The organism is Polaribacter sp. Z022, from assembly GCF_023555495.1.
In the GTDB taxonomy this organism is placed as follows: Bacteria; Bacteroidota; Bacteroidia; order Flavobacteriales; family Flavobacteriaceae; genus Polaribacter.
Window position 1 is genome coordinate 60,653 of the sequence record NZ_JALCZO010000002.1, and the last position, 23,095, is coordinate 83,747.

The window sequence follows — 23,095 nt, forward strand, 5'->3', positions numbered from 1 at the left end:
AAGTGTTTTTAATTGAAATATGGATTAAATTTCTAATTTTGTATTATATAAATTATTGTAATGAAGTCAGAAAAAATTTTAATTACTGGAGCACTTGGACAATTAGGAACTGTTTTAACAAATGAGCTTCAAAAAAAATACGGTATAAATTCTGTTATAGCAACAGATCTAAGACCTAATTTTGATTTTAATGGTGTTTTTGAAACTTTAGACGTTACAAATTTTAAAGCGATTGAAGAATGTGTAATAAAGCATAATGTTACTCAAATTTATCATCTAGCTGCTATTTTATCTGCTAATGGAGAGAAAAACCCATTAAAAACATGGGATATTAACATGTCTACACTTTTTAATGTTTTAGAAGTATCTAGATTATGTAATATTAATAAAATATTTTATCCAAGTTCAATTGCGGTTTTTGGAGATGAAATAGAAAGCGTAAACACACCACAATCACCTAACTTAACTCCTTTAACAGTATATGGAATGAGTAAAGTTGCTGGTGAGAATTGGGTAAATTATTATCATAAAAGGTATGGCTTAGATATTAGATCTTTAAGATACCCAGGTGTAATTGGGTATCAATCTTTACCTGGAGGAGGAACCACAGATTATGCAGTAGATATTTATCATAAAGCAGTAAATAATGAAGATTTTGAATGTTTTTTAAAAGCTTCAACTATGTTACCAATGATTTTTATAGATGATGCTATAAGAGCCACCTTAGAATTAATGGATGCTCCAAGGAAAATTATTTCAATAAGAACTTCATATAATCTTGCTGGTATGAGTTTTACACCAAATGAACTATATAATTCTATTAGAAAAACATATCCAGATTTTAAAATAAGTTATAACCCAGATTTTAGACAAGAAATTGCTGATTCATGGCCAAAAAGTATAGATGATAATACAGCAAGAAAAGATTGGGGATGGAAACCAAATTATGATTTGGATAGTATGACAAATATTATGATTCAAAAATTAAAAGCACAATACCACTCTGTAGTAGCCTAAATTAAATAATTATGTACGGAAAAATTAAAGAAAATTTACAAAATGAATTACAAGCTATTAAAAATGAAGGTTTGTATAAAAAAGAACGAATTATTACATCATCTCAAGATGTAGTTATTTCTATTTCTACAGGAGAAGAGGTCATAAATTTTTGTGCTAATAATTATTTAGGGTTATCAAATAACAAAGAAGTAATTCAGGCAGCAAAAGATACTATGGATACCCATGGATTTGGAATGTCTTCTGTTAGATTTATTTGTGGAACCCAAGATATTCATAAATCATTAGAAACTAAAATTGCTGAGTTTTTTCATTGTGAAGATACTATATTGTATGCTGCAGCATTTGACGCAAATGGAGGTGTTTTTGAACCATTGTTAACAAAAGAAGATGCAATAATTTCTGATTCTTTAAATCATGCATCTATTATAGATGGTGTTCGTTTATGTAAAGCTGCTCGTTTTAGATATGAAAATAATAACATGCAAGATTTAGAAGCGAAATTGATTGAAGCTAATAAGCAAAATCATCGTTTTAAAATAATTGTTACAGATGGTGTTTTTTCTATGGATGGAATTGTTGCTGAGTTAGATAAAATTTGTGATTTAGCTGATAAATACGATGCACTTGTAATGGTAGATGAATGTCATGCTTCTGGTTTTATAGGAAAAACAGGTCGTGGAACTATTGAGTTAAAAAATGTTTTAGGAAGAGTTGATATTATTACAGGTACTTTAGGAAAAGCTTTAGGAGGAGCAATGGGTGGATTTACCACCGGTAAAAAAGAAATTATAGAAATGCTTCGTCAAAGATCTAGACCTTATTTATTTTCTAATTCTTTAGCACCTGCAATTGTTGGTGCTTCTTTAAAAGTTTTTGAAATATTAGAAAAAGATACTTCTTTACGTGATAAATTAGAAAGCAATACCAATTACTTTAGAAAAGAAATGGAAACTGCTGGTTTTGATTTGGTTGGAGCAGATGCTGCTATAGTACCAGTTATGCTTTATGATGCCAAACTAGCTCAAGAAATGGCTAATGCATTACTATTAGAAGGTATTTATGTAATAGGTTTCTTTTATCCTGTAGTACCAAAAGGTAAAGCAAGAATTAGAGTGCAATTATCTGCTTCACATACAAAAGAGCATTTAGATAAAGCTGTAAGAGCTTTTGTAAAAGTTGGAAAAGAATTAAATGTAATTAGTTAATTTACCAATTATATTTAGAATAAATTTTTAGTTACTTTTTAAACTTCTAATAATTTTTATTATTAGAAGTTTAATTTGTAATTTTAATTAATGGATTTATTTTCTTCTGAAACAATAAAAAATATTCTTCCTTTTGATGGTATTACCAATTATCATGGATTAATTCTTGATAAAAAACAGTGTGCGTTTTATTATCAAAAATTGATGGAAACAATTTTATTTAAAAATGATGAAGCTGTTATTTTTGGAAAAAAAATAATTACTAAAAGAAAAGTAGCTTGGTATGGAGAATCTGAATATTCCTATACGTATTCTAAGGTTACTAAAACAGCAAATATTTTTACTAAAGAATTATTAGAATTAAAAACTATTGTAGAAAAAGAAACAGGAGAAACGTTTAATTCTTGTTTGTTAAATTTATATCATTCTGGAGCAGAAGGGATGGCTTATCATTCTGATGGAGAAAAGATGTTAAAAAAAGATGGTGCAATAGCTTCTCTATCTTTAGGAGCTGAACGTAAATTTTCTTTTAAACATAAAGAAAACAAACAGAGAATAGACATTGTTTTAGAAAACGGTAGTTTGTTAGTAATGAAAAAAGGAACTCAAACCAATTGGCTTCATAGGTTACCACCAACCAAAAAAGTAAAATCTCCTAGAATTAATTTAACTTTTAGAACAATAGAACTGTAAGGTTAATTGTCTATTTTTTTTATAAATTCATCTCTATAATTTAACCCAATAGGAATCCATTTATCATCAATAATAATTCTGTTTCTTTGTACAGAGTAGATGTGTTTTAATGCAACAATAAATGATTTGTGAACACGAATAAAATTAAGATTTCCTAGTTTTTGTTCAAAGTTTTTAAGGCTACTTAAGGTTAAAATTGGTTTTTCTTTATTAGTATAGATTTTAATATAATCTTTTAAAGATTCTATATATTTAATATCGCATAAATTTATTTTTAAGTTTTCGTATTCAGATTTTACAAAAATAAATTGTTGATTATTTTCTTGGTTTACAACAGGTGTTTCTTCTTCTATTTTTAATTTTAATAAGTTTTGTGCTCTTGTTGCAGCTTTTAAAAATCTATGAAAAGGAATAGGTTTTACTAAGTAATCTATAGCATTTAAATTAAAACCTTCTACAGCATAATGAGAATAAGCAGTTGTAAAAATAAACATTGGCTTAGTATCTAAAGATTTAATCATATCTATACCAGAAAAATCAGGCATTTCTATGTCAGTAAAAATCAAATCTATTTTTTGTTCTTGTAAGATGTTTGTAGCATCAAAAGCATTAGAACAAGAGGCAACTAAATCTAAAAACGGAATTTTAGCAATAAAATCTTCTAATAATTCTAAAGCTAAGGGCTCATCATCTATAATTATGCATTTCATTTTTTATTGCTTTTTAATTTTAAATTTAAGTTTACTGTATAAGACTTTTTATCATCATTTATGATAAGAGAATGCGTATTTGGGTATAATAAATTCAATCTATTTTTTATGTTTTTTAACCCAATACCAGAATTTTCTGTTTTCTCTTTTTTGTAAGAAGATGTGTTAAAAACATATAAATTTAGTTCGCTATCTTTTATGGTAATTTTAATTCTTATGTCTGTTTTACCTCTATAATCTGTTCCATATTTAAAGGCATTTTCTATAAATGAAATAAGTAATAAAGGTTCTATATTATAGTTTAAGAGACCATGTATATTTAACCTAACACCACTAGAATCTTTAAGACGTAAAAGCTGTAAAGAAATGTAATTTTTAAGATGTTCAATTTCTTTTTCTAGTGATACTGTATTTTCATTAGCTTCATAAATAGAGTAACGCATTAACTCAGATAATGTAACAATAGCTTCACTTGTATTGTCAGATTTTTTATTAGCTAAAGCGTAAATACTATTTAAAGTATTAAATAAAAAATGTGGATTTAATTGTGCTTTTAAAAATGAAAGTTCAGAACTAACTTTTTGAGCTTCAATAATCACTTTTTCTTTTTCAGATTTATACCATTCTATACCTAATTTTATACTTGTACTTAAAGTAAAAAATAAGAGTAAAAGAATAAACATTGGAAAAGCTCTAAAAATAGAATGTTCTCTATTAAAGTCTTCTGGAAAATCTCTTGGGTTTCCAATTAGAGGTTTTAGATTTAAAGGTTTTGGAATTACAAATTCTAAAATAAAAAGAAAGAAAACACTAGCTAATAAAACAGTAGAAATGTAAAATAGAAATTCTTTTTTTAGCAGTAATTTAGGAACAAATATGGAATAGTTTAAATAAAAAACGATTAAAAAAATACTAGATCTATAAAAAATATCATTTGGAATAAAACCAATTCTAAGATAGATTTGAGATGTACTTATTGCAAAAATTAATATCCACGATACAATATGAATAATAAAACTAGATATTTTCTTGTTAAAAATGTTCAATTTAATCATTATTAGAATGGTACAAAATTAGAAGTTAAGCTTCTTAAAAATCTCACAAAAGACTGTTGTATTTTTCTTAAAAAAACAATTGGCTAAAATTTAAACTACATGTTTGTAATTTATATTTTAGCCTAGAAATGTTTTAATTTTTAGAGGAAATTAATCATCCTCATTTTCTAATTCATCTGGTCTAAACTCCCAAACATCATCAAAATAATAACTTCCACTTCTACCCATAGCTACAAACGCTTTGTTAGGAAAAGTAAATGCAGAGGCATTTTGTCTTGCAGAACCTTCAAATTCTGGTAATTCATCCCAAGTATCTGAAGAAGGGTCATACACCCAACTTTCAGTAGTTATAGATCCAGAAATTCCTGTTGTTATGTAACCTAATCCGTTTAAAGAAAATGAAACACCACTACTTAATAAAATTTCAAAATCGTCATCATCATCATCATCATCATCTAAATCTGTTAACCTTGTCCAATTAGTACCGTTAAAAGAATAAAAATCTTCTTCATAAGCACCATTATGTATACCTAAGCCAACGTAAGCAATATCATCTATAACAAAAACAGATGCATCTTTACGTTTTTGTCCTCCAAAACCAACAGATTGTTCCCAAGAGTCAGTTGCAACATCATATTTCCAAAAATCTTTTTGTTCACTTCCATCATAACCAGTACCAATGTAACCACTATTACCAATAGAAAAACCAATAGCTCCATATCTAGCAGTTCCACCAAAATCTGCTTTTTGAGTCCAAGAATCTGTTGTTGGGTCATATTCCCAAAAATCTTTTAATTCATTATCGCCATCAAAACCAGTACCTAAATAACCTTTTCCATTAATTGTAAATCCTACAGCTCCACTTCTTGGAGTTCCAGGAAATGCTGCTCTTTGAACCCAGTAATCATCATCAGAATTATATTCCCAAGTATCATTTAAATAATCATCTCCATCATAACCTGTTACCAAATATCCTTTGTTACCAATAGTAAAACTTACAGAGTTTGCTCTTGAGTTTCCATCGAATGTAGAACTTTCTACCCAGTTTCCATATTCATCATCATCGTCATCATCACTACAACTTATAAAAAATATAGACATTAATGCAGCTAAAAATAAAACACTGCTCTTTTGTAATAAATTTGTTTTTCTCATTAGATTTAATTTATTCATTTGCTTAAATATTTGGCAAACCTAAAATCAATTAAATTTAAAATAGTACGAAATAGACAAACAAGGGTATTTTATAGATAAACATGTAAACCATTTGTTAATTTTCTTAAAAGGTGTTAATTATAGGGTATAAAGGTGTTTTTGGTCTATAAATCTATAAAAAAGTACTGTTCATATATTTTATGATTTTATGTAATAATTACCCCTATACTTTTGTAAAAAAAAGTAAAATGAGGTATTTCATTATTAGCATTATAAGTCTTGTTTTTTATGCTTCTTGTGCAACAGACAATTCTATTTATGAAGTTGGAGACGACTTTATAGATAATAATATACAAGTTAGAATTATAGATACATTTTCTATTAAAGCAGGAACTTTTAAAATAGATTCTTTAATAACATCTAGTACAAATAGAATATTGCTGGGTAACGTAAATGATATAAGTTTAGGTAGTTTATCATCTAAATCTTTTATGCAATTAACAGCATCAAATTATGTAATAGATTCTGATGCTGTTTATGATTCTATTGGGATGATTTTAAATTATGATAATTATTATCATGGAGATACAACAAAAATTCAAACCTATAAACTGCATAGAATAATAGAAACAGTAGAGCCAGAAGAAGGAGATAGTTTCTATAACACATCAACATTAGCATATGATTCTCAAATTTTAGGAGAATTATCTTTTACAGCAAAACCAAATAAATCTACAGATTCTCTTTTTATTAAAATGGATAATACTTTAGGAAAAGAAATTTTTGATAAAATTGTAGATAATGATATTAATAATTCAGACGATTTTTTGCAATTCTTTAAAGGTTTAGCAATAATACCAAACACAACAATAGATAGCCACGTTTTAGGGTTTAATGCTCAAACAACAGAAAATACAACAGGTAATTCTAAAATGCGATTGTATTATACAATTGATGATGGTGATAGTGAAGACAATAGTTATTATATAGATTTTATTATTTCTAATGCAGCAAAACAGTTTAACAAAATTAATTCAGATTTATCAAACACCGTTTTAAAAGGATTTATTGATAGTGAAGAAATAAAATTAAGTGAAGATACAGACAATGCAATATATGCTCAATCAAGTACAGGTATTGCAGCAAGAATAGAAATACCATCTATTAAAAAATTGTCTGAACTATATGAAAATGCAACAACCTTAAGTGCAGAATTAACTTTTAATCCATTAAAAGGAACTTATGATGATAATAAGCCTTTACCAGAAGCTTTATCTATATATATAGTAGATCAAAAAAACAGAATTATACAGCAATTAACAACGGTAGATGGAGATGCAAGTTATGCTATTTTAAATAAAGCTGATGATGAGTTTGAAGCAAACACTTCTTATTCTATAGATTTAAGTGATTTTGTAGAGCAAATATTGTTTTCGGAAATAGATTTAAACTATGCTTTAATGATTCAGTTTACAGACTATACAAGCAACATTAATAGTGTAACTATAGAAAATAATCCTGTTACCAATAACGAAATAAAATTATCAGTAAAATATTTAAACTATTAAAATGAAGAAGAAATTAGTTGTAATAGTATCATTAGTTTTTATAAATACTTTATTAAGTCAAACAAACACAAATACACCTTATTCTTTATTTGGTTTAGGAGTAGAAAATAAAACAGCAACAGGCGGTTTAACAGGTTTAGGAAATACAGGAATAGCAAAGTCTAATCCATTTGAAATAAATATATATAACCCAGCAAGTTTGGGTAATATTTTACAAAAATCATTTTTATATGAGTTTGGTTTAAATGGTACCTATTCTACATTACAATCAAATTCTAAACAAGAAACTATTAGTAATGGTAATATTTCTCATATAGCAATTGCTTTTCCTATTAAAAAAGATTGGGGTATGAGTATTGGTCTTTTACCATACACAAAAACAGGCTATAACATAGATTTAGAAAACGCTATAGAAGGTACCACAGAAACTTATATTACAAGAGTTACTGGAGAAGGTGGATTAAATAAGTTTTATTTATCTACTGGTTTTAAGGCATTTAAAAACGTAACTTTTGGTATAGATGTTTCATTTCTTTTTGGTTCAATAAATCAAGAAAAACAAGTATATACAGACTCATATGTTTCTATAATGGATAAAAATCATTATTCTGGAGCAAAACTTAAAGTAGGTTTTCAATACAAAATAATAGATACAGAAAAGTTTGAAACTACAATTGGGGGTTTGTTAGATTTGCCAACCTCTTTAGGAGGTACACAAACAAGGTCTTCTAATAAAACAACTTCTTCTGGTAATTCTATTTATATTGAAGAAGAAGTAGAAAACGAATTAAATAATTTTGAACTCCCTTTTTCTTATGGAGTTGGAATTACATCAGTAATCAATAAAAAAATTACAACCAACTTAGATTTTAGACAATTATTATGGAATAATACAAATCAAAATCAAAATAATGAAACTTATGCAAACCAATCTATTTATGCATTTGGTATAGAATATATGTCTGCAAAAGACAAGTTTAAATACGCTTCTAACATAAAATATAGATTTGGTTTAAACTATAATACAGGCTTTTTAAAAATATCTAATAAACAAATAGACAGTCATTTTGTATCTTTTGGTTTAGGGCTTCCTATGAGAAAATACAGCAACGATTATTTTAATATTTCTTACTCTTATGGTAAAGAAGGTACTTTAGAAAATAGGTTAATTCAAGAAAATTTTCATAAGCTAACATTAAACTTAAACTTTGTGGGTAAATGGTTTAACAAAAAGAAAATAGATTAAATAACAGTATAATTATCCTTACTTTTGCAGAAAATATTTCTCTTTGGATACTAACAATAAACAATCTATAAACCTTAATAAATATATAAGTTCCTCTGGTATTTGCTCACGTAGAGAAGCCGAAAAATTTATAAACGAAGGTAGAGTTACAATAAATGGTAAACCCACTCAATTAGGAAATAGAGTAGGCAAAAAAGATGTTGTAAAATTAGATGGTAGAGTTGTAAAACCTAAAAACACAACACTTTATATTGCTTTAAATAAACCAGTAGGTATCGTTTCTACCACAGATGAAAGAGAACCTAAAAATATTATAAAGCATATAAATTATCCAGAAAGACTTTTTCCAATAGGTCGTTTAGACAAACCATCAGAAGGGTTAATTTTTCTTACCAATGATGGAGATATTGTAAATAAAATTTTACGTGCAGGAAACAATCACGAAAAAGAATATTTTGTAACCGTAAACAAATCTATTACAGATAGTTTCATTCAAAAAATGGGAAATGGAATTCCTATTTTAGGTACAATTACCAAAAACTGTTTGGTAGAAAAAGTAAGCGATAAAATCTTTAAAATCATTCTAACACAAGGATTAAATCGTCAAATTCGAAGAATGTGCGAATACTTAGATTACGAAGTAACTAAGTTAAAACGTACGCGAATCATGAATGTAGAATTAGGTTATTTACAAGCAGGAGATTGGCGAGAACTAACAGAAGAAGAAATGAAAGAAATCAATAAAATGATTTCTACATCATCTAAAACCGAAGAAGCTTCTATTGTTAAAGAAAAACCAAAAGCACAAAAACCAAAAAGAAAACAAGCCCCAACTAAAAACGCTTTCAATAAAAAAAGTGCCTCTTTCAGAAAATCATCACCCAAAAATAAAAAGAAAAAAACGGGCTTTTCATCAAAAAAGAAACGTTGGTAAAATCTTTAGGGCGTTACTTTATACTGAAAGCGTTCAGTATTAAAGTCAGGCTTTCACTACTCGCTTTTTTGTAAAAACAAAAAGAGCTCAAACAAGTCGTTCAATCCTTAACGCACATTTTTGCCAACAACTAGCATAAAAAAATACTTTTAAGAATCTTTTAATTTTTCAATCTTTAAATAGTATTATCTTTGCTGCTAATGAAACGAAAATTTATTTTTTTAAAATTTTATTAGAATAATTTAAAAATAAATAAATGAGAGAACGAAGTGGTTACACGCGTTCTTAATTTTATGATTAATTTTTTTTTTACAAAAATCATCAAAATTTAAACGCTTGAAATTCGACTTAAAATTAACTGACCCAAAGAGTCAGGCAAGAGCAGGAGTAATAACTACAGATCATGGAGAAATAGAAACTCCAATATTTATGCCTGTAGGAACTGTTGGTACTGTAAAAGGAGTACATCAAACAGAATTAAAAAACGAAATAAATCCAGATATAATTTTAGGTAACACCTATCATTTATACTTACGTCCAGGTTTAGATATTTTAGAAAAAGCAGGTGGTTTACACAAGTTTATGAATTGGGATAGAAATATCTTAACAGATTCTGGTGGTTACCAAGTGTACTCTCTTTCTGGAAGAAGAAAAATTAACGAAGAAGGTGTAAAATTTAAAAGTCATATAGATGGTTCTATGCACTTTTTTACGCCAGAAAACGTTATGGAAACACAACGTACAATAGGAGCAGATATTATAATGGCTTTTGATGAATGTACACCTTACCCATGTGAATATAATTATGCAAAAAGATCCATGCATATGACACATAGATGGTTAGATAGATGTATAAATCATTTAGATAAATTGCCTTACAAATATGGTTTTGAGCAAACTTTTATGCCAATTGTACAAGGAAGTACTTATAAAGATTTGCGTAGACAATCTGCAGAATATATAGCAAACTCAGGTCAAAAAGCAAATGCAATTGGAGGTCTTTCTGTTGGTGAGCCAGCAGAAGAAATGTATGCAATGACAGAAGTTGTAACAGAAATTTTGCCAGAAGATAAGCCACGTTATTTAATGGGAGTTGGTACACCAATTAACATTTTAGAAAACATTGCTTTAGGTATAGATATGTTTGATTGTGTAATGCCAACAAGAAATGCTAGAAACGGAATGTTGTTTACCGCTCATGGTTCTATAAATATTAAAAACAAAAAGTGGGCAGAAGATTTTTCTCCAATAGATGAAATGGGAATAACTTGGGTAGATACAATGTACTCGAAAGCATATTTACGTCATCTTTTTGCTGCTAAAGAAATGTTAGGAAAGCAAATTGCATCTATACATAATTTAGGTTTTTATGTTTGGTTAACTAGAGAAGCAAGAAAACATATTTTAGCAGGAGATTTTAGAGAATGGAAAGATAAAATGGTAAAACAAATGGATAATCGTTTGTAAATGTAAAATTCAGATACTCTTTTGAAAATTATTGATTGGTACATATTAAAACGATTTTTGGTAACATTCTTGTTTACCTTATTAATCTTAATACCTATTGCTATTGCAATAGATATATCTGAAAAAATTGATAATTTTTTAGAACATGCAAATTTAAGTACTTATCAAATTATTGAAGAGTATTATAAGAATTTTATAATTTATTACACAAATACGTTTATGCCTTTGGCATTATTTATTGCTGTAATTTTATTTACTTCTAAATTATCTAATAACACAGAAATTATTGCAATTACAAATGCTAAAGTTTCTTTTACACGTTTTTTATACCCTTATTTTATAGGTGCAACTTTAATAACTATTGTTTCTTTAGTAATGAATCATTTTGTGGTTCCTAGTAGTAGTAAAGAAAGAAAAAAGTTTGAGAGAGAGTATATTAATAGTGCAAGACAAAAAAACGAATTAAAACGGGTTACTGATTTTAGCTTGCAATTATCAGACAGTACTTATATTTATATTAGGAGTTTTAATACAGAAACAAAATCTGGTTACGATTTTTCATCAGAAGTATATGATGGTATAAAACTTAAATCTAAATTAGTTTCAAGTAGAATAAAGTATAACGATAAGGATTCTACATTTACACTATCTAGTTGGAAAATGCGTAAACTGTACAAACAAAAAGATAGTATTTCTTCTGGTAGTAAATTAGATACAGTCTTCAGTTTTACTGCAAAAGATTTAATTTATAAATCTGCATTATCACAAGAAATGCCATCAGGAGAATTAAATGAGTTTATCGGAATTTCTAAAAAAAGAGGTGTAAAAAACTTAAACGCTTATTTAGTAGAATTTCATAAAAGAACAAGTTTACCAATTGCATCTTATATATTAACAATTATTGCAGTAGCTTTAGCTTTTAGAAAAAGAAGAGGAGGTACAGGTGTAAATTTAGCTATAGGTATTGGAGTAATGTTTGTATATGTTTTTTTAATGAAAATATCTGAAGTTTTAGGAGGTGTAGCTGGTGTAAACTCATTAGTTTATGTTTGGATGCCAAATTTTGTTTTTGGTGGTTTGGCCATTTATCTGTACTTAAATGCAAGAAAGTAAATTAAAAAATTACCTACTATTACATTTAATAGTTTTTATTTGGGGGTTTACAGCAATTTTAGGGGCATTAATTAGTTTAGATGCAATACCATTAGTTTGGTACAGAATGTCTCTTGCAGTAGTATTTATTTTACTCTATTTTTTATTCAAAAAAAAATCTTTTAAAGTAGATGTAAAAGGTGTTTTTAAGTTTTTAGTTACAGGTGTTATAATTGCTTTACATTGGATTTTTTTCTTCAAAGCAATTAAAGTTTCTAATGTTTCTGTTGCTTTAGTTACAATGAGTACTGGTGCTTTTTTTGTGTCTTTAATAGAACCTATTTTCTTTAAACGAAGAATAAAAACGTTAGAAATTGTCTTAGGATTAATAGTAATCTTAGGTCTTTACATTATATTTAATTTTGAAAGTCAGTATAAATTAGGAATTATATATGCTTTAATTTCTTCTTTTTTAAGTGCTCTTTTTTCTGTTTTTAATGGCCTTTTTATTAAAAGATATGAAGCAGATACAATTTCACTTTATCAATTGTTATTTGGAGTACTCTTTATTACAATTTACCTTTTGATTAATAACGGATTTTCAACTTCATTTTTTGAAGTTCAAAAATCAGATTGGTTATATCTTATCATTTTAAGTAGTATATGTACAGCTTATGCATTTATTGCTTCTGTAAAAGTTATGAAATATTTATCTCCTTATACAGTGATGCTAACCATAAATTTAGAACCAATTTATGCTATTATTTTAGCTATTTTTATATTTGGAGATAAAGAAAAAATGAATCCAGCCTTTTATTTAGGAGCATTTATAGTATTATTTGTAGTTCTATTAAATGGGGTAATTAAGAATAGAACTGTAATAAGAAATAAAATTAAAGAAAAGACTGTTAGAAAAAAGTAAAAACTTTTTTAAAAAACTATTAATTTTATAGTATGTTTGTCTAACCAAACAACTAAAATCAAATAACTAGATTATGGAATATTTAGATTTTGAAATGCCAATTAAAGAGCTTTTAGATCAACTTGATAAGTGTCAGATTATTGGTAAAGAAAGCGATGTAGATGTAAGTGCTACTTGTAAAAAAATTGAAAAAAAGCTAGATAAAGCAAGAAAAGATATTTATAAGAACTTAACGCCTTGGCAAAGAGTTCAATTATCTAGACACCCAAATAGGCCTTATACTTTAGATTATATCAATGCCATTTGTGGAAACACTTTTATGGAACTTCATGGAGACAGAAGCGTAAAAGATGATAAAGCTATGATAGGTGGTTTAGGTAAAATTGGTGATCAATCTTTTATGTTCATTGGTCAACAAAAAGGGTATAATACTAAAACACGTCAGTATAGAAATTTTGGTATGGCTAATCCAGAAGGATATAGAAAAGCCTTACGTTTAATGAAAATGGCAGAAAAATTTGGAATTCCTGTAGTAACTTTATTAGATACTCCAGGTGCTTACCCAGGTTTAGAAGCTGAAGAACGTGGACAAGGAGAAGCAATTGCTAGAAACATTTTAGAGATGACTCGTTTAAAAACACCAATCATAACTGTTGTTATTGGTGAAGGAGCTTCTGGTGGAGCTTTAGGGATTGGAGTAGGGGATAGAGTATATATGATGGAAAATACTTGGTATACAGTAATTTCTCCAGAATCTTGTTCTTCTATTTTATGGAGAAGTTGGGAGTTTAAAGAACAAGCTGCTTCTGCTTTAAAATTAACAGGTAATGATATGAAGAAGTTAAAATTAATTGACGGAATTATACAAGAGCCTGTAGGTGGAGCACATTCTAATAGAGAAGAAGCATTTAAAGCTGTACAAGATCAAATAGTTGCTGCTTTTGATGAGTTAAAAGACTTAAATGAAATAGACTTAGTATCTAAAAGAATGGATAAATATGCAGATATGGGAGTTTATAAAGAGTAATATTTGTAAACTTAATATTATAAAAAAAGCGAAATCTAAATTTAGATTTCGCTTTTTTTATGAGTTGAATTTAATTCTTATAATAAAGAATTTAATAAAGTTTTTAATCTTGGGTCAGAAGGTCTTGGTGCATTTGCATCTACAATATTTCCATTAGGATCAATTAAAATAAATCTTGGTATACCTGCAATTTGATATGCTTGTTGAAAGCTAAAATCTTGTCCAGACCATAATTGTACTCCAGTCATTTGTTTTTCTTTAACAAAATCTCTCCATTTTTTTTCTGCAGCTTCCCAAGAACCACCACTTCTTCTAGATTCGTCTGTAGAAATACTAACAAATTCAATGTTTTTATTATGGAATTCTTTTTCAATACTTTTTAAAGAAGGAATTTCTCTAATACATGGTCCACACCAAGTTGCCCAAACATCTATATAAACATATTTTCCTTTAAAAGAATCTAAAGATTTTTTACCTCCTTTAATATCAACATATCCTTCAAACTTAGGAGAAGGTTTACCTTTTCCCATTAATTGATTGTTTTCATAAGTTTTATGAAAATAAGAAAACATTTGTTTGTTTTGGTTTTTAGCCATATCTACTAAAGAACTGTCTAAGTCTTTGTAAGAAAATAAAATACTGTCATATTCCTTTTTTAGTGTACTCATTTTAGCTTCAAAAGCATTTTTTTCTAAAGCAAGAATTGTTGCAGGGTTTCCTAAACTTTTACTTTTATTTAACTGAGCAATAATAAATTTAGAATTAGAAGCACCTTTTCCAGAATATTCAAAACTAGTCATAAAGTTATCAGCATCACCAGTTATAGTAATGTCAAAACCGTTTTTTAAATAAAGAGGAGTTCTTTTAGTATTACTTGTTTGAAAAGTATAGATATCTACCTTTTCTACTTTTAAAGAATCTTTAAATGAACCATCTTTATTAATTGCAATGGTTTTTAAAACTCCTTTTCTACCAGTTATAGATATTATAGAATCTTTATTGTTTTCTAATTTACCAGATAAAGAAATATAATCTTTAGAATGTTCGTTAGAACAAGAGGCAATTAATAGAATTGTAAATAGTGCTAGACTAATTTTTTTCATTTTTATTTTCTTAAAATTTCGAAAACAAATATAAGATTTATACCTAAATAAAAATAGTTAAATTATTACAATACAATTTAACGTTTATTAGTTATAGAAGATCAAAAAAAGTTTTTTACAAGTATTTTTTTTAATACAAGAACTACTGATTTTGTAATTCAAATTTAAAAAGTAAGTAAATATTTATTTTCTGTTTAAAAAGTCTTGAAATGCATTTTGAGAAATAGCTTTTCCTAAAGAATCTAATTTAGAGGTTTGTTTTCCTTCAATTAAAATTGGTTTTTTACTTACATAATCATATAAAAAAAATCCGTTTTTAGTAATGGTACCAAACCCTTTATTGAATAGATAATGTGCATATTGATTGTCTGATGTATTAAAAATGTTTTTACTAAAAACAAAATCTTTATTCTCACCACCTAATAAATCTAATAATGTGTAAGAAAAATCTACTTGACTAGAAAAATTATTAATTTTTAAACCTGGTTTTTGTATTGCACCACCTAACCATAACATAGGGATTTTGAATCTTTTTGAATTATTATAAGGGCCCTCATGTTTAGGTGAGCTATGTCCATGATCTGCCATAATAACAATTATAGTGTTTTTATACCAAGATTGTTTTTTTGCAAAATCAATAAATTTACCAATAGACTTATCTGTATAGTAATGTGAACTTCTAAATTTATTGTCTTCAGAATCCTTTCCAAATTTGTATTCATCTGGAAATTGATATGGCTCATGACTGCTTAATGTTAATGCTATTTTAAAAAATGGTTCTTGTTGATTGTTTTGTAAATCTTTAGCAAAACGTTCTAAGAAAATATGATCATGTGCCCCCCATTTAGAGTTCCAATCATCTTTGTCAAATTCACTACCATCAATAAAGTTATTTATACCAGCATTTCGTAAATAGGTATTCATATTCCCAAAATTTAAATCACCACCATAATAAAATGAAGTATTATAACCCAAATTAATCATTTTTTGAGGTAACATTGGTAAGCTCCTAGTTTTGTTAGGCATTCTCATGATTCTTTTTATAGGAGGAGGATAATAACCACTCAATATAGCAGGTAAGCCTTTATCAGTTCTATCTCCATTTGCATAAAAATTTGTAAATAAGATACTTTCTTTCGAAAGTTTATTAATGTTTGGTGTAACTAAAGGTTCTCCTCCTAATGAACCTACAACTTTTGCAGTTAAACCTTCCCAAATTATAAGAATAACATTAGGTTTTTTAATGTTTAAAATACTGTCTGTATTTGCTTCTAAAAGTTTGTCTTTAGTTTTATTTATGATGTTATTAGCAGTTTCGGTATCAAAATATTTATAAGGGTTTTTACCATCTGTTTTGTGAGTTAATGTGTTGAAAAAATTCCAAATAAAATTTATAGATGCATGGTTAGCATACATTTTATTAGAAAAATACACATTACTTTGATTAACAGGTATTGTTTGGAAACCTCCTCTTATAGGTATAATTAAACTTGCTGCTATTATTAAAAAAACAGGTGCTTGTAACCAAAAACTAGTAGAAATATTTTCAATTTTATTGTTGATTACTCTTTTAAATAATTTGATAATAATAAATGTAATTAAAAGCCAAAAAAGAATTCCAGAAATTAGTTGAAAGCTAGAAACAGAAGCTATCATTAATTCTGGTGTGTTTAAATAGGGTAGTATACTTGTGTCTAAACGTACTCCCCAAGATTGATATAAGCCAGCATCAATTAATAATAATAAATTTATAAAAATGATTAATAAATAAGAATACCATTTTATAAATGTTCCAATTTTTTTAGCATTAACAAAAACAGATCCAATAATTAATAAAAAAGGAATAAAAGCTAAATATGCTGCAAATGCTAAATCTAACTGAAGTCCGTATAAAAATGTTTTTAAAGTTGTTAAAAAGCTTAATTCTTTGGTTTCACTGTAATTAAAAAGTAGAAAAAATAAACGAGCAAATACAAAATAAGCAATCCATAAAAAGAAATAGCTTAGGTTAAATAAAAGTCTGTTTTTAAAAGTCTTCATAGAGTTATTCTGTAACTTTTAAACGTGCTTTAGCAGTAATTGAAACATCAGAGTAATTGTTGTTTAAAAATTTTAGATACCCAGTAATTGCAATCATTGCAGCATTGTCTGTAGTGTATTCAAATTTAGGGATATACGTTGTCCATCCAAAATGTTTCTCGGCTAATTTTAAACGTTCTCTAATTTCTGAATTTGCAGAAACACCACCAGCTATTGCAATATGCTTAATACCAGTTTGTTTTACAGCATTTTTTAATTTATTCATTAAAATTTCTACAATGGTATATTGTATTGAAGCACAAATATCATTTAAATTCTCTTCAATAAAATTAGGGTTTAATTTCACTTGTTTTTGAACAAAATATAAAATACCAGTTTTTAAACCACTAAAGCTAAAATCTAAATCGCCAACTTTTGGTTTTGTAAACGGAAAAGCTTTTGGGTTTCCTAATTTGGCATATTTGTCTATTAAAGGTCCTCCAGGGTAAGGTAAACCTAATATTTTAGCAGATTTATCAAAAGCTTCACCAACTGCATCATCTATAGTTTCACCTAAAATTTCCATTTCAAAATGATTGGTAACTTTTACAATTTGAGTATGACCACCACTTATTGTTAAACATATAAATGGGAAAGGTGGTATTTTGCTATTTTCTTCCTCAATAAAATGCGATAAAATATGTGCTTGCATGTGGTTTACATCAATCAAAGGTATTTGTAAACCCAAAGCCAAAGATTTAGCAAATGAAGTACCCACTAATAAAGAACCCATTAAACCTGGACCTCTTGTAAAAGCAATAGCAGTTAAATCTTTTTTAGAAATTTTAGCTTGCTCTAAAGCTTGTTGCACAACAGGAACTATGTTTTGTTGATGTGCTCTTGAAGCTAATTCTGGAACAACACCTCCATATTTAGAATGTATTTCTTGATTTGCCACAACATTACTCAAAACTTTTGCGTTACAAATTACAGAAGCACTTGTATCATCACAAGAAGATTCTATTCCTAAAATATAAACTGGTTTTTCCATTAAAAATGATAATTTAGGACAAAATTAAGGATAATTTTATGTTGTCTTCCTTTTTTAAGAATAGAAATTTAATTCTTTGTTAAATTTGCACGTTCTTTGTAATAATTGGTAATATTTTTGATTTTTATATATCATATTGTTACATTTATTTTAAATAGAAAAGGTTATCAAAAAAGTTGGAAAAAAAATACTGAAATGGTTAGGGTACTTTGTACTCTTTTTACTGTTAGTTAGTATTTTACTTTCGGTTCCAGCAATTCAATCTAAACTTGGTAATTATGCTACTAAAAGATTAAATGAAGATTTTAATACTAATATTTTAATAGATAAAATAGATTTATCTTATTTAGGTAGTGTTCAATTAAAAGGTATAGAAATTAGAGATCATCATAAAGACACATTAATCTTTGTAAACAAATTAAGTACTTCTATTTTAAGTGCAAAAAAAGTTCTTGATAGCGAAGTTAATTTAGGAAGTGTTTCTTTAGAAGATGTGTATTATTATACAAAAACTTATAAAGGAGAAACAAACGATAATATGTCTGTTTTTTATAGTAGTTTTGATAGTGATTCTCCTAAAGATTCTTTAGCAAAACCTTTTATATTAAGAACCTCTAATGTATATGCTAGCAACTTAAACTACAGATTAATAAATGCTAATAAAAAAGATTCAGTTAACTTTTCTGCAAAAAACATAGGAGGTAGTTTACAAGATATGCTTGTTCATGGTTCTAATTTTTCTGCAAAAATTAGAGGACTATATTTTACAGATAATAAAGGTTTAGATGTTACCAGTTTAACTACAGATTTTTCGTACACCAAATCTGCAATGCGTTTTAAAAACACTACACTACAAACACTAAATTCTAACATTAAAGCAAATATTGATTTTACATATAAAGTAGAAGATTTACCATTTTTTAATGATAAAGTAAACATAAAAGCTGTTTTTGATAATAGTAGTATTTATGTACCAGATTTAAAGAATTATTACAAAGAATTAAGTAGTAAAGATTTAATTAATTTAAAAGGTGTTGTAAACGGAAAATTGAATAATTTTTCTTTAAATAATCTTAATTTAAAATCTAAAAACGGACTTAAAATAATTGGCGATTTAGATTTTGTAAATTCTGTAAATTTTGAAAGAGGATTTAATTTTAAAGGAGATCTAAAAAATGTTACAGCAACTTATGCTGAATTAAAAAATATATTACCAAATGTTTTAGGAAACACATTACCAACAGAATTTAGAAAGTTTGGAAAATTTACAGTAAAAGGAAAAGTAAACCTTACACCTAAACAAATAGATGCAACTTTAAATTTAAAATCTCAAATTGGTAGTATCATTTCAGATTTACAAATTTCTAATATTAATGATATTGATTATGCTAGTTATAATGGCGATTTAGAATTTAATAAATTTAATATTGGTAAGTTTTTTAACAATCCAATTTTTGGTAAAGTTTCTTTAAAAGGAGATGTTATAGGAAATGGTTTTAAATTAGAAAATATAAATACTTCATTTCTTGGTGAAGTGTCTAATTTTGAGTTTAATGGATATAATTATCAAAATATTAAAGCTAATGGTCAATATCAAAACAACAAATTTGATGGAAATTTAAAAATAGCTGATGATAATTTTAAAATGGAATTTAATGGTTTAGCAGATTTGTCATCACAAATAAATAAATTCGATTTTAAATCTGAAATAGAATATTTAAATTTAAAAGAAACTAAATTATTTAAAAGAGATAGTATTTCTATTTTAAAAGGAAACATAGAGTTAGATGTAGAAGGTAATACTTTTGATGACATAATTGGTAAAGCTACTTTTAATAATATTTTATATACAAATCAGAAAAAAGAGTATAATTTTAAAGAGTTTAATGTTAAGTCTTCTGTAAAAGACAGTATTAAAAAAATTGAAGTAGTATCTAAAGATATTGCTAATGGTTATCTTTCTGGTAAATTTTCTTTTTCAGAATTATTACCTGTTGCCCAAAATGCATTAGGTAGTATTTACACAAATTATACACCATATAAGGTAGCTCCTCATCAATATTTAGATTTTAATTTTACAATTTATAATCAAATTGTAACTGTGTTTTTTCCTGATATTTCTATAGATGATAACACAAAGATTAAAGGAAAAATTAAAGCAGATAAAAATCAGTTAAGATTAACAATGTCATCTCCAAAAATTGATGCGTTTGGGAATGAAATAAAAGATGTTTTACTAAGAACAGATAACCAAAATCCGCTTTATAATTCTCACTTAACAGCATCAGAAGTTAATACAAAATATTATAAGGTTTCTAAACTAAACCTTTTAAGTTTAAATCAAAACGACACCCTATATTTTAAATCGGTTTTTACAGGAGGAAAGAAAAAAAACGAAGATTTTAATTTAGATTTTTTCTATACGTTCAATCCAGAAGGAAAATCTGTTGTAGGTTTAGAAAAATCTTCATTTAAATTTAAAGAAAACCTTTGGGAAATTAATCCAGATGAATCAAAAACAAATAAAGTTACTTTCGATTTAAAAGAAAACGAATTTAATTTTAGTCAGTTTAAACTAATTTCTGGAGAACAAAAAGTAGAATTTTCTGGAAGCTTAATTGGTACAGAAGAAAAAGTGCTTTTAGCAGATTTTACTAAAGTAAAATTACAAAGTTTTTTACCAGTTATAGATAGTTTGGCTTTAAAAGGTACACTTTCTGGAAATTTAGATTTTGTTCAAAGAGAAGGTGTTTATAGTCCAGAGGCGTTGATGTCTATTAAAGATTTTGAAGTTAATAATTTTAAACAAGGAGATTTAGTTTTAAACGTAAAAGGTGATAATTCTTATGAAAAATATAAAGTAGATTTATCTATAAATAATGAAAAAGTAAAAAGTATTGCAGCTTCTGGGTCTTTAGATTTTTCTGAACAAAGACCTTTAATAGATTTAGATGTTTATTTAGAAGATTTTGGGTTAGATGCCTTTAGTCCTTTAGGGCAAGATGTTTTGTCATCTATAAGAGGTGTTGCTTCTGGTAATTTTTCTTTGAGAGGTTTTTTAGGAAATCCAGAAATGGAAGGAACTTTAACGCTTAGAAACGCAGGATTAAAATTTCCTTATTTAAATGTAGATTATGATTTTGAAGGAGAATCTACAATAACACTTCAAGAGCAATCATTTATTTTTGAAGAAGTAGATTTGGTTGATACAAAACATAAAACTAGAGGTAAATTAATTGGAGACATCACCCATTTAAACTTTGAGAAATGGTTTTTAAATATTGAATTAGATGGAGATAATGTTTTAGTTTTAGATACAAAAGATTCTGATGAGGCATTGTATTATGGTTCTGCTTTTATAGATGGTTCTGCAAGTATTACAGGTTTAACAGAACAATTAACTATAGAAATAAATGCTAAAACAATGCCTGGAACCACATTTGTTGTTCCTCTAAAAGATATTGAAACTGTAGATAGTTATAACCTAATTCACTTTAAAACTAAAGAAACAGTAGAAGATGTAACTCAAGAAGAAATTGCTTTAGAAGCTATAAAAGGTTTGTCTTTAAATATAAATTTAGAAGTAACAAAAGATGCAACAGCCCAAGTAGTTATTGATGAGGTTTATGGAAGTCAATTAACAGGTAGTGGATCTGGAAATCTTAGAGTAGAAATTAATACACGTGGTAAATTTAATATGTTTGGAGATTATACAATAGATAATGGAGTATATGACTTTAAATATGGAGGTATTGTAAATAAACCATTTCTTATTCAAAAAGGAGGTACAGTTTCTTGGAATGGAGATCCTTATGAAGCAAACTTAGATGTTACTGCAATTTATAAAGCAAAAGCAAATCCAGGGGTTTTATTAGAAAACTTTAATTCTAACAGAAAAATTGAAGTAGATTTAGTAACTAAAATTACAGGAGGTTTATTTAGTTCTAAGCAAGATTTAGACATACAATTAACAAATGTAGATCCAACAATTGCAAGTGAGTTAGAGTTTATTTTAAATGATAATAACGTTAATGAAAAAACAACACAGTTTATTTCTTTATTAGCATTTGGTAATTTTGCAAATCCAGATAAAGTAGATTTTAATGCTGGAGAAACAATATCAAGCACAGCATCTAGTGCAGTTGCAGCAGCGTTTTCTAGCTTGTTAAACAATCCAGATGGTAAATTTCAATTAGGGGTAGATTATCAACAAGGAAATAGTGGTAATGATATTGAGAGTTTAAATATCGATAATCAGGTAGATGTTTCTGTTAGTACACAAGTAAGTGATAGGGTAATAATTAACGGAAAAGTAGGGGTGCCTGTTGGTGCACAAACTCAATCTAGTGTTGTAGGAGAAGTAAAAGTAGAGGTTTTATTAAATAAAGAAGGTAATTTTAGAGGCGTTATTTTTAATAGACAAAACGAAATTCAATATTCTACAGAAGAAGAAGGGTATACACAAGGAGTTGGACTTTCTTATCAAGTTAATTTTAACACGTTATCTGGCTTGTTAAAGAAAATTAGAAGTAGAAAACAAAAAAAGAAACCTACCATAAAAAAAGATACAATAATTACTCCTAAAAATGATTTAATTAATTTTGAAGGTAATTAAACGTTCTGCTTTTTATCATTTTAAAAAGTGATTAATGTCATTTGCTTACTTTTTTTAAACTTCTAATTTCGCACTGCAAAAATTAATAAAAAAATAATAGTTTAAACTCAATAATTTTACAAATAAAATTTGCGTTTTTTCTACTTATAGTAGTGAAAATTAGCCTAAAACGATTTCGTAGTTTTATTATTTTAAATGGTTATAAAGCAGTAA

Annotated in this window: 17 protein-coding genes; 11 read left to right on the plus strand and 6 right to left on the minus strand. The window is 27.0% G+C overall.

Annotation, left to right across the window (positions count from 1 at the left end; translation table 11 throughout):
• Nucleotides 1–60: 60 nt before the first annotated feature.
• From MPF13_RS04070 to MPF13_RS04080, 3 genes are all read left to right on the plus strand, one after another.
• The gene (locus MPF13_RS04070) at nt 61–1,017 is read left to right on the plus strand and encodes an NAD-dependent epimerase/dehydratase family protein (RefSeq protein ID WP_249981050.1); all 957 of its coding nucleotides are present in this window, start codon (nt 61–63) and stop codon (nt 1,015–1,017) included.
• Between the two features lie 11 nt (nt 1,018–1,028).
• A complete protein-coding gene (gene kbl / locus MPF13_RS04075) occupies nt 1,029–2,225 on the plus strand; it encodes a glycine C-acetyltransferase (RefSeq protein ID WP_249981051.1) in 1,197 nt (398 codons plus the stop codon).
• Between the two features lie 90 nt (nt 2,226–2,315).
• The gene (locus MPF13_RS04080; RefSeq protein ID WP_249981052.1) at nt 2,316–2,918 is read left to right on the plus strand and encodes an alpha-ketoglutarate-dependent dioxygenase AlkB family protein; all 603 of its coding nucleotides are present in this window, start codon (nt 2,316–2,318) and stop codon (nt 2,916–2,918) included.
• A 2-nt stretch (nt 2,919–2,920) separates the two neighbouring features.
• Here the strand turns inward: MPF13_RS04080 and MPF13_RS04085 are convergent, their stop codons facing one another.
• From MPF13_RS04085 to MPF13_RS04095, 3 genes are all read right to left on the minus strand, one after another.
• Complete coding sequence (locus MPF13_RS04085; protein WP_249981053.1) at nt 2,921–3,628, minus strand: LytR/AlgR family response regulator transcription factor; 708 nt, start codon at nt 3,626–3,628, stop codon at nt 2,921–2,923.
• Nucleotides 3,625–4,683, minus strand: a complete 1,059-nt coding sequence (locus MPF13_RS04090; RefSeq protein WP_249981054.1) for a sensor histidine kinase — start codon at nt 4,681–4,683, stop codon at nt 3,625–3,627. The genes MPF13_RS04085 and MPF13_RS04090 overlap by 4 nt, the downstream gene beginning before the upstream one ends.
• Before the next feature lie 150 nt (nt 4,684–4,833).
• Nucleotides 4,834–5,856: a Kelch repeat-containing protein gene (locus MPF13_RS04095; RefSeq protein WP_249981055.1), complete on the minus strand. Its 1,023-nt coding sequence runs from the start codon at nt 5,854–5,856 to the stop codon at nt 4,834–4,836.
• A gap of 230 nt (nt 5,857–6,086) precedes the next feature.
• Between MPF13_RS04095 and MPF13_RS04100 the strand changes: the two genes are divergently transcribed.
• From MPF13_RS04100 to MPF13_RS04130, 7 genes are all read left to right on the plus strand, one after another.
• Nucleotides 6,087–7,406, plus strand: a complete 1,320-nt coding sequence (locus MPF13_RS04100) for a DUF4270 family protein (RefSeq protein WP_249981056.1) — start codon at nt 6,087–6,089, stop codon at nt 7,404–7,406.
• Between the two features lies 1 nt (nt 7,407).
• A complete protein-coding gene (gene bamG, locus MPF13_RS04105; RefSeq protein ID WP_249981057.1) occupies nt 7,408–8,652 on the plus strand; it encodes a BamG family beta-barrel-assembly machinery protein in 1,245 nt (414 codons plus the stop codon).
• 43 nt (nt 8,653–8,695) lie between these two features.
• The gene (rluF, locus tag MPF13_RS04110) at nt 8,696–9,586 is read left to right on the plus strand and encodes a 23S rRNA pseudouridine(2604) synthase RluF (protein ID WP_249981058.1); all 891 of its coding nucleotides are present in this window, start codon (nt 8,696–8,698) and stop codon (nt 9,584–9,586) included.
• 336 nt (nt 9,587–9,922) lie between these two features.
• Nucleotides 9,923–11,053: a tRNA guanosine(34) transglycosylase Tgt gene (gene tgt, locus MPF13_RS04115; RefSeq protein ID WP_249981059.1), complete on the plus strand. Its 1,131-nt coding sequence runs from the start codon at nt 9,923–9,925 to the stop codon at nt 11,051–11,053.
• Between the two features lie 21 nt (nt 11,054–11,074).
• A complete protein-coding gene (locus tag MPF13_RS04120; RefSeq protein ID WP_249981060.1) occupies nt 11,075–12,166 on the plus strand; it encodes an LptF/LptG family permease in 1,092 nt (363 codons plus the stop codon).
• Nucleotides 12,153–13,067 carry a DMT family transporter gene (locus MPF13_RS04125; protein ID WP_249981061.1) on the plus strand — a complete coding sequence of 305 codons (915 nt, stop codon included), beginning with the start codon at nt 12,153–12,155 and terminating at the stop codon, nt 13,065–13,067. Before MPF13_RS04120 ends, MPF13_RS04125 begins: the two co-directional genes overlap by 14 nt.
• A 73-nt stretch (nt 13,068–13,140) precedes the next feature.
• The gene (locus MPF13_RS04130; RefSeq protein WP_249981062.1) at nt 13,141–14,094 is read left to right on the plus strand and encodes an acetyl-CoA carboxylase carboxyltransferase subunit alpha; all 954 of its coding nucleotides are present in this window, start codon (nt 13,141–13,143) and stop codon (nt 14,092–14,094) included.
• Nucleotides 14,095–14,171: 77 nt separating this feature from the next.
• Here the strand turns inward: MPF13_RS04130 and MPF13_RS04135 are convergent, their stop codons facing one another.
• From MPF13_RS04135 to tsaD, 3 genes are all read right to left on the minus strand, one after another.
• Nucleotides 14,172–15,197, minus strand: a complete 1,026-nt coding sequence (locus MPF13_RS04135) for a redoxin family protein (protein ID WP_249981063.1) — start codon at nt 15,195–15,197, stop codon at nt 14,172–14,174.
• 183 nt (nt 15,198–15,380) lie between these two features.
• Nucleotides 15,381–17,237: an LTA synthase family protein gene (locus MPF13_RS04140; RefSeq protein WP_249981064.1), complete on the minus strand. Its 1,857-nt coding sequence runs from the start codon at nt 17,235–17,237 to the stop codon at nt 15,381–15,383.
• A gap of 4 nt (nt 17,238–17,241) precedes the next feature.
• A complete protein-coding gene (tsaD, locus tag MPF13_RS04145) occupies nt 17,242–18,267 on the minus strand; it encodes a tRNA (adenosine(37)-N6)-threonylcarbamoyltransferase complex transferase subunit TsaD (protein ID WP_249981065.1) in 1,026 nt (341 codons plus the stop codon).
• Nucleotides 18,268–18,805: 538 nt separating this feature from the next.
• Between tsaD and MPF13_RS04150 the strand changes: the two genes are divergently transcribed.
• Nucleotides 18,806–22,882: a translocation/assembly module TamB domain-containing protein gene (locus MPF13_RS04150; RefSeq protein ID WP_249981066.1), complete on the plus strand. Its 4,077-nt coding sequence runs from the start codon at nt 18,806–18,808 to the stop codon at nt 22,880–22,882.
• The last annotated feature ends 213 nt before the right edge of the window (nt 22,883–23,095 follow it).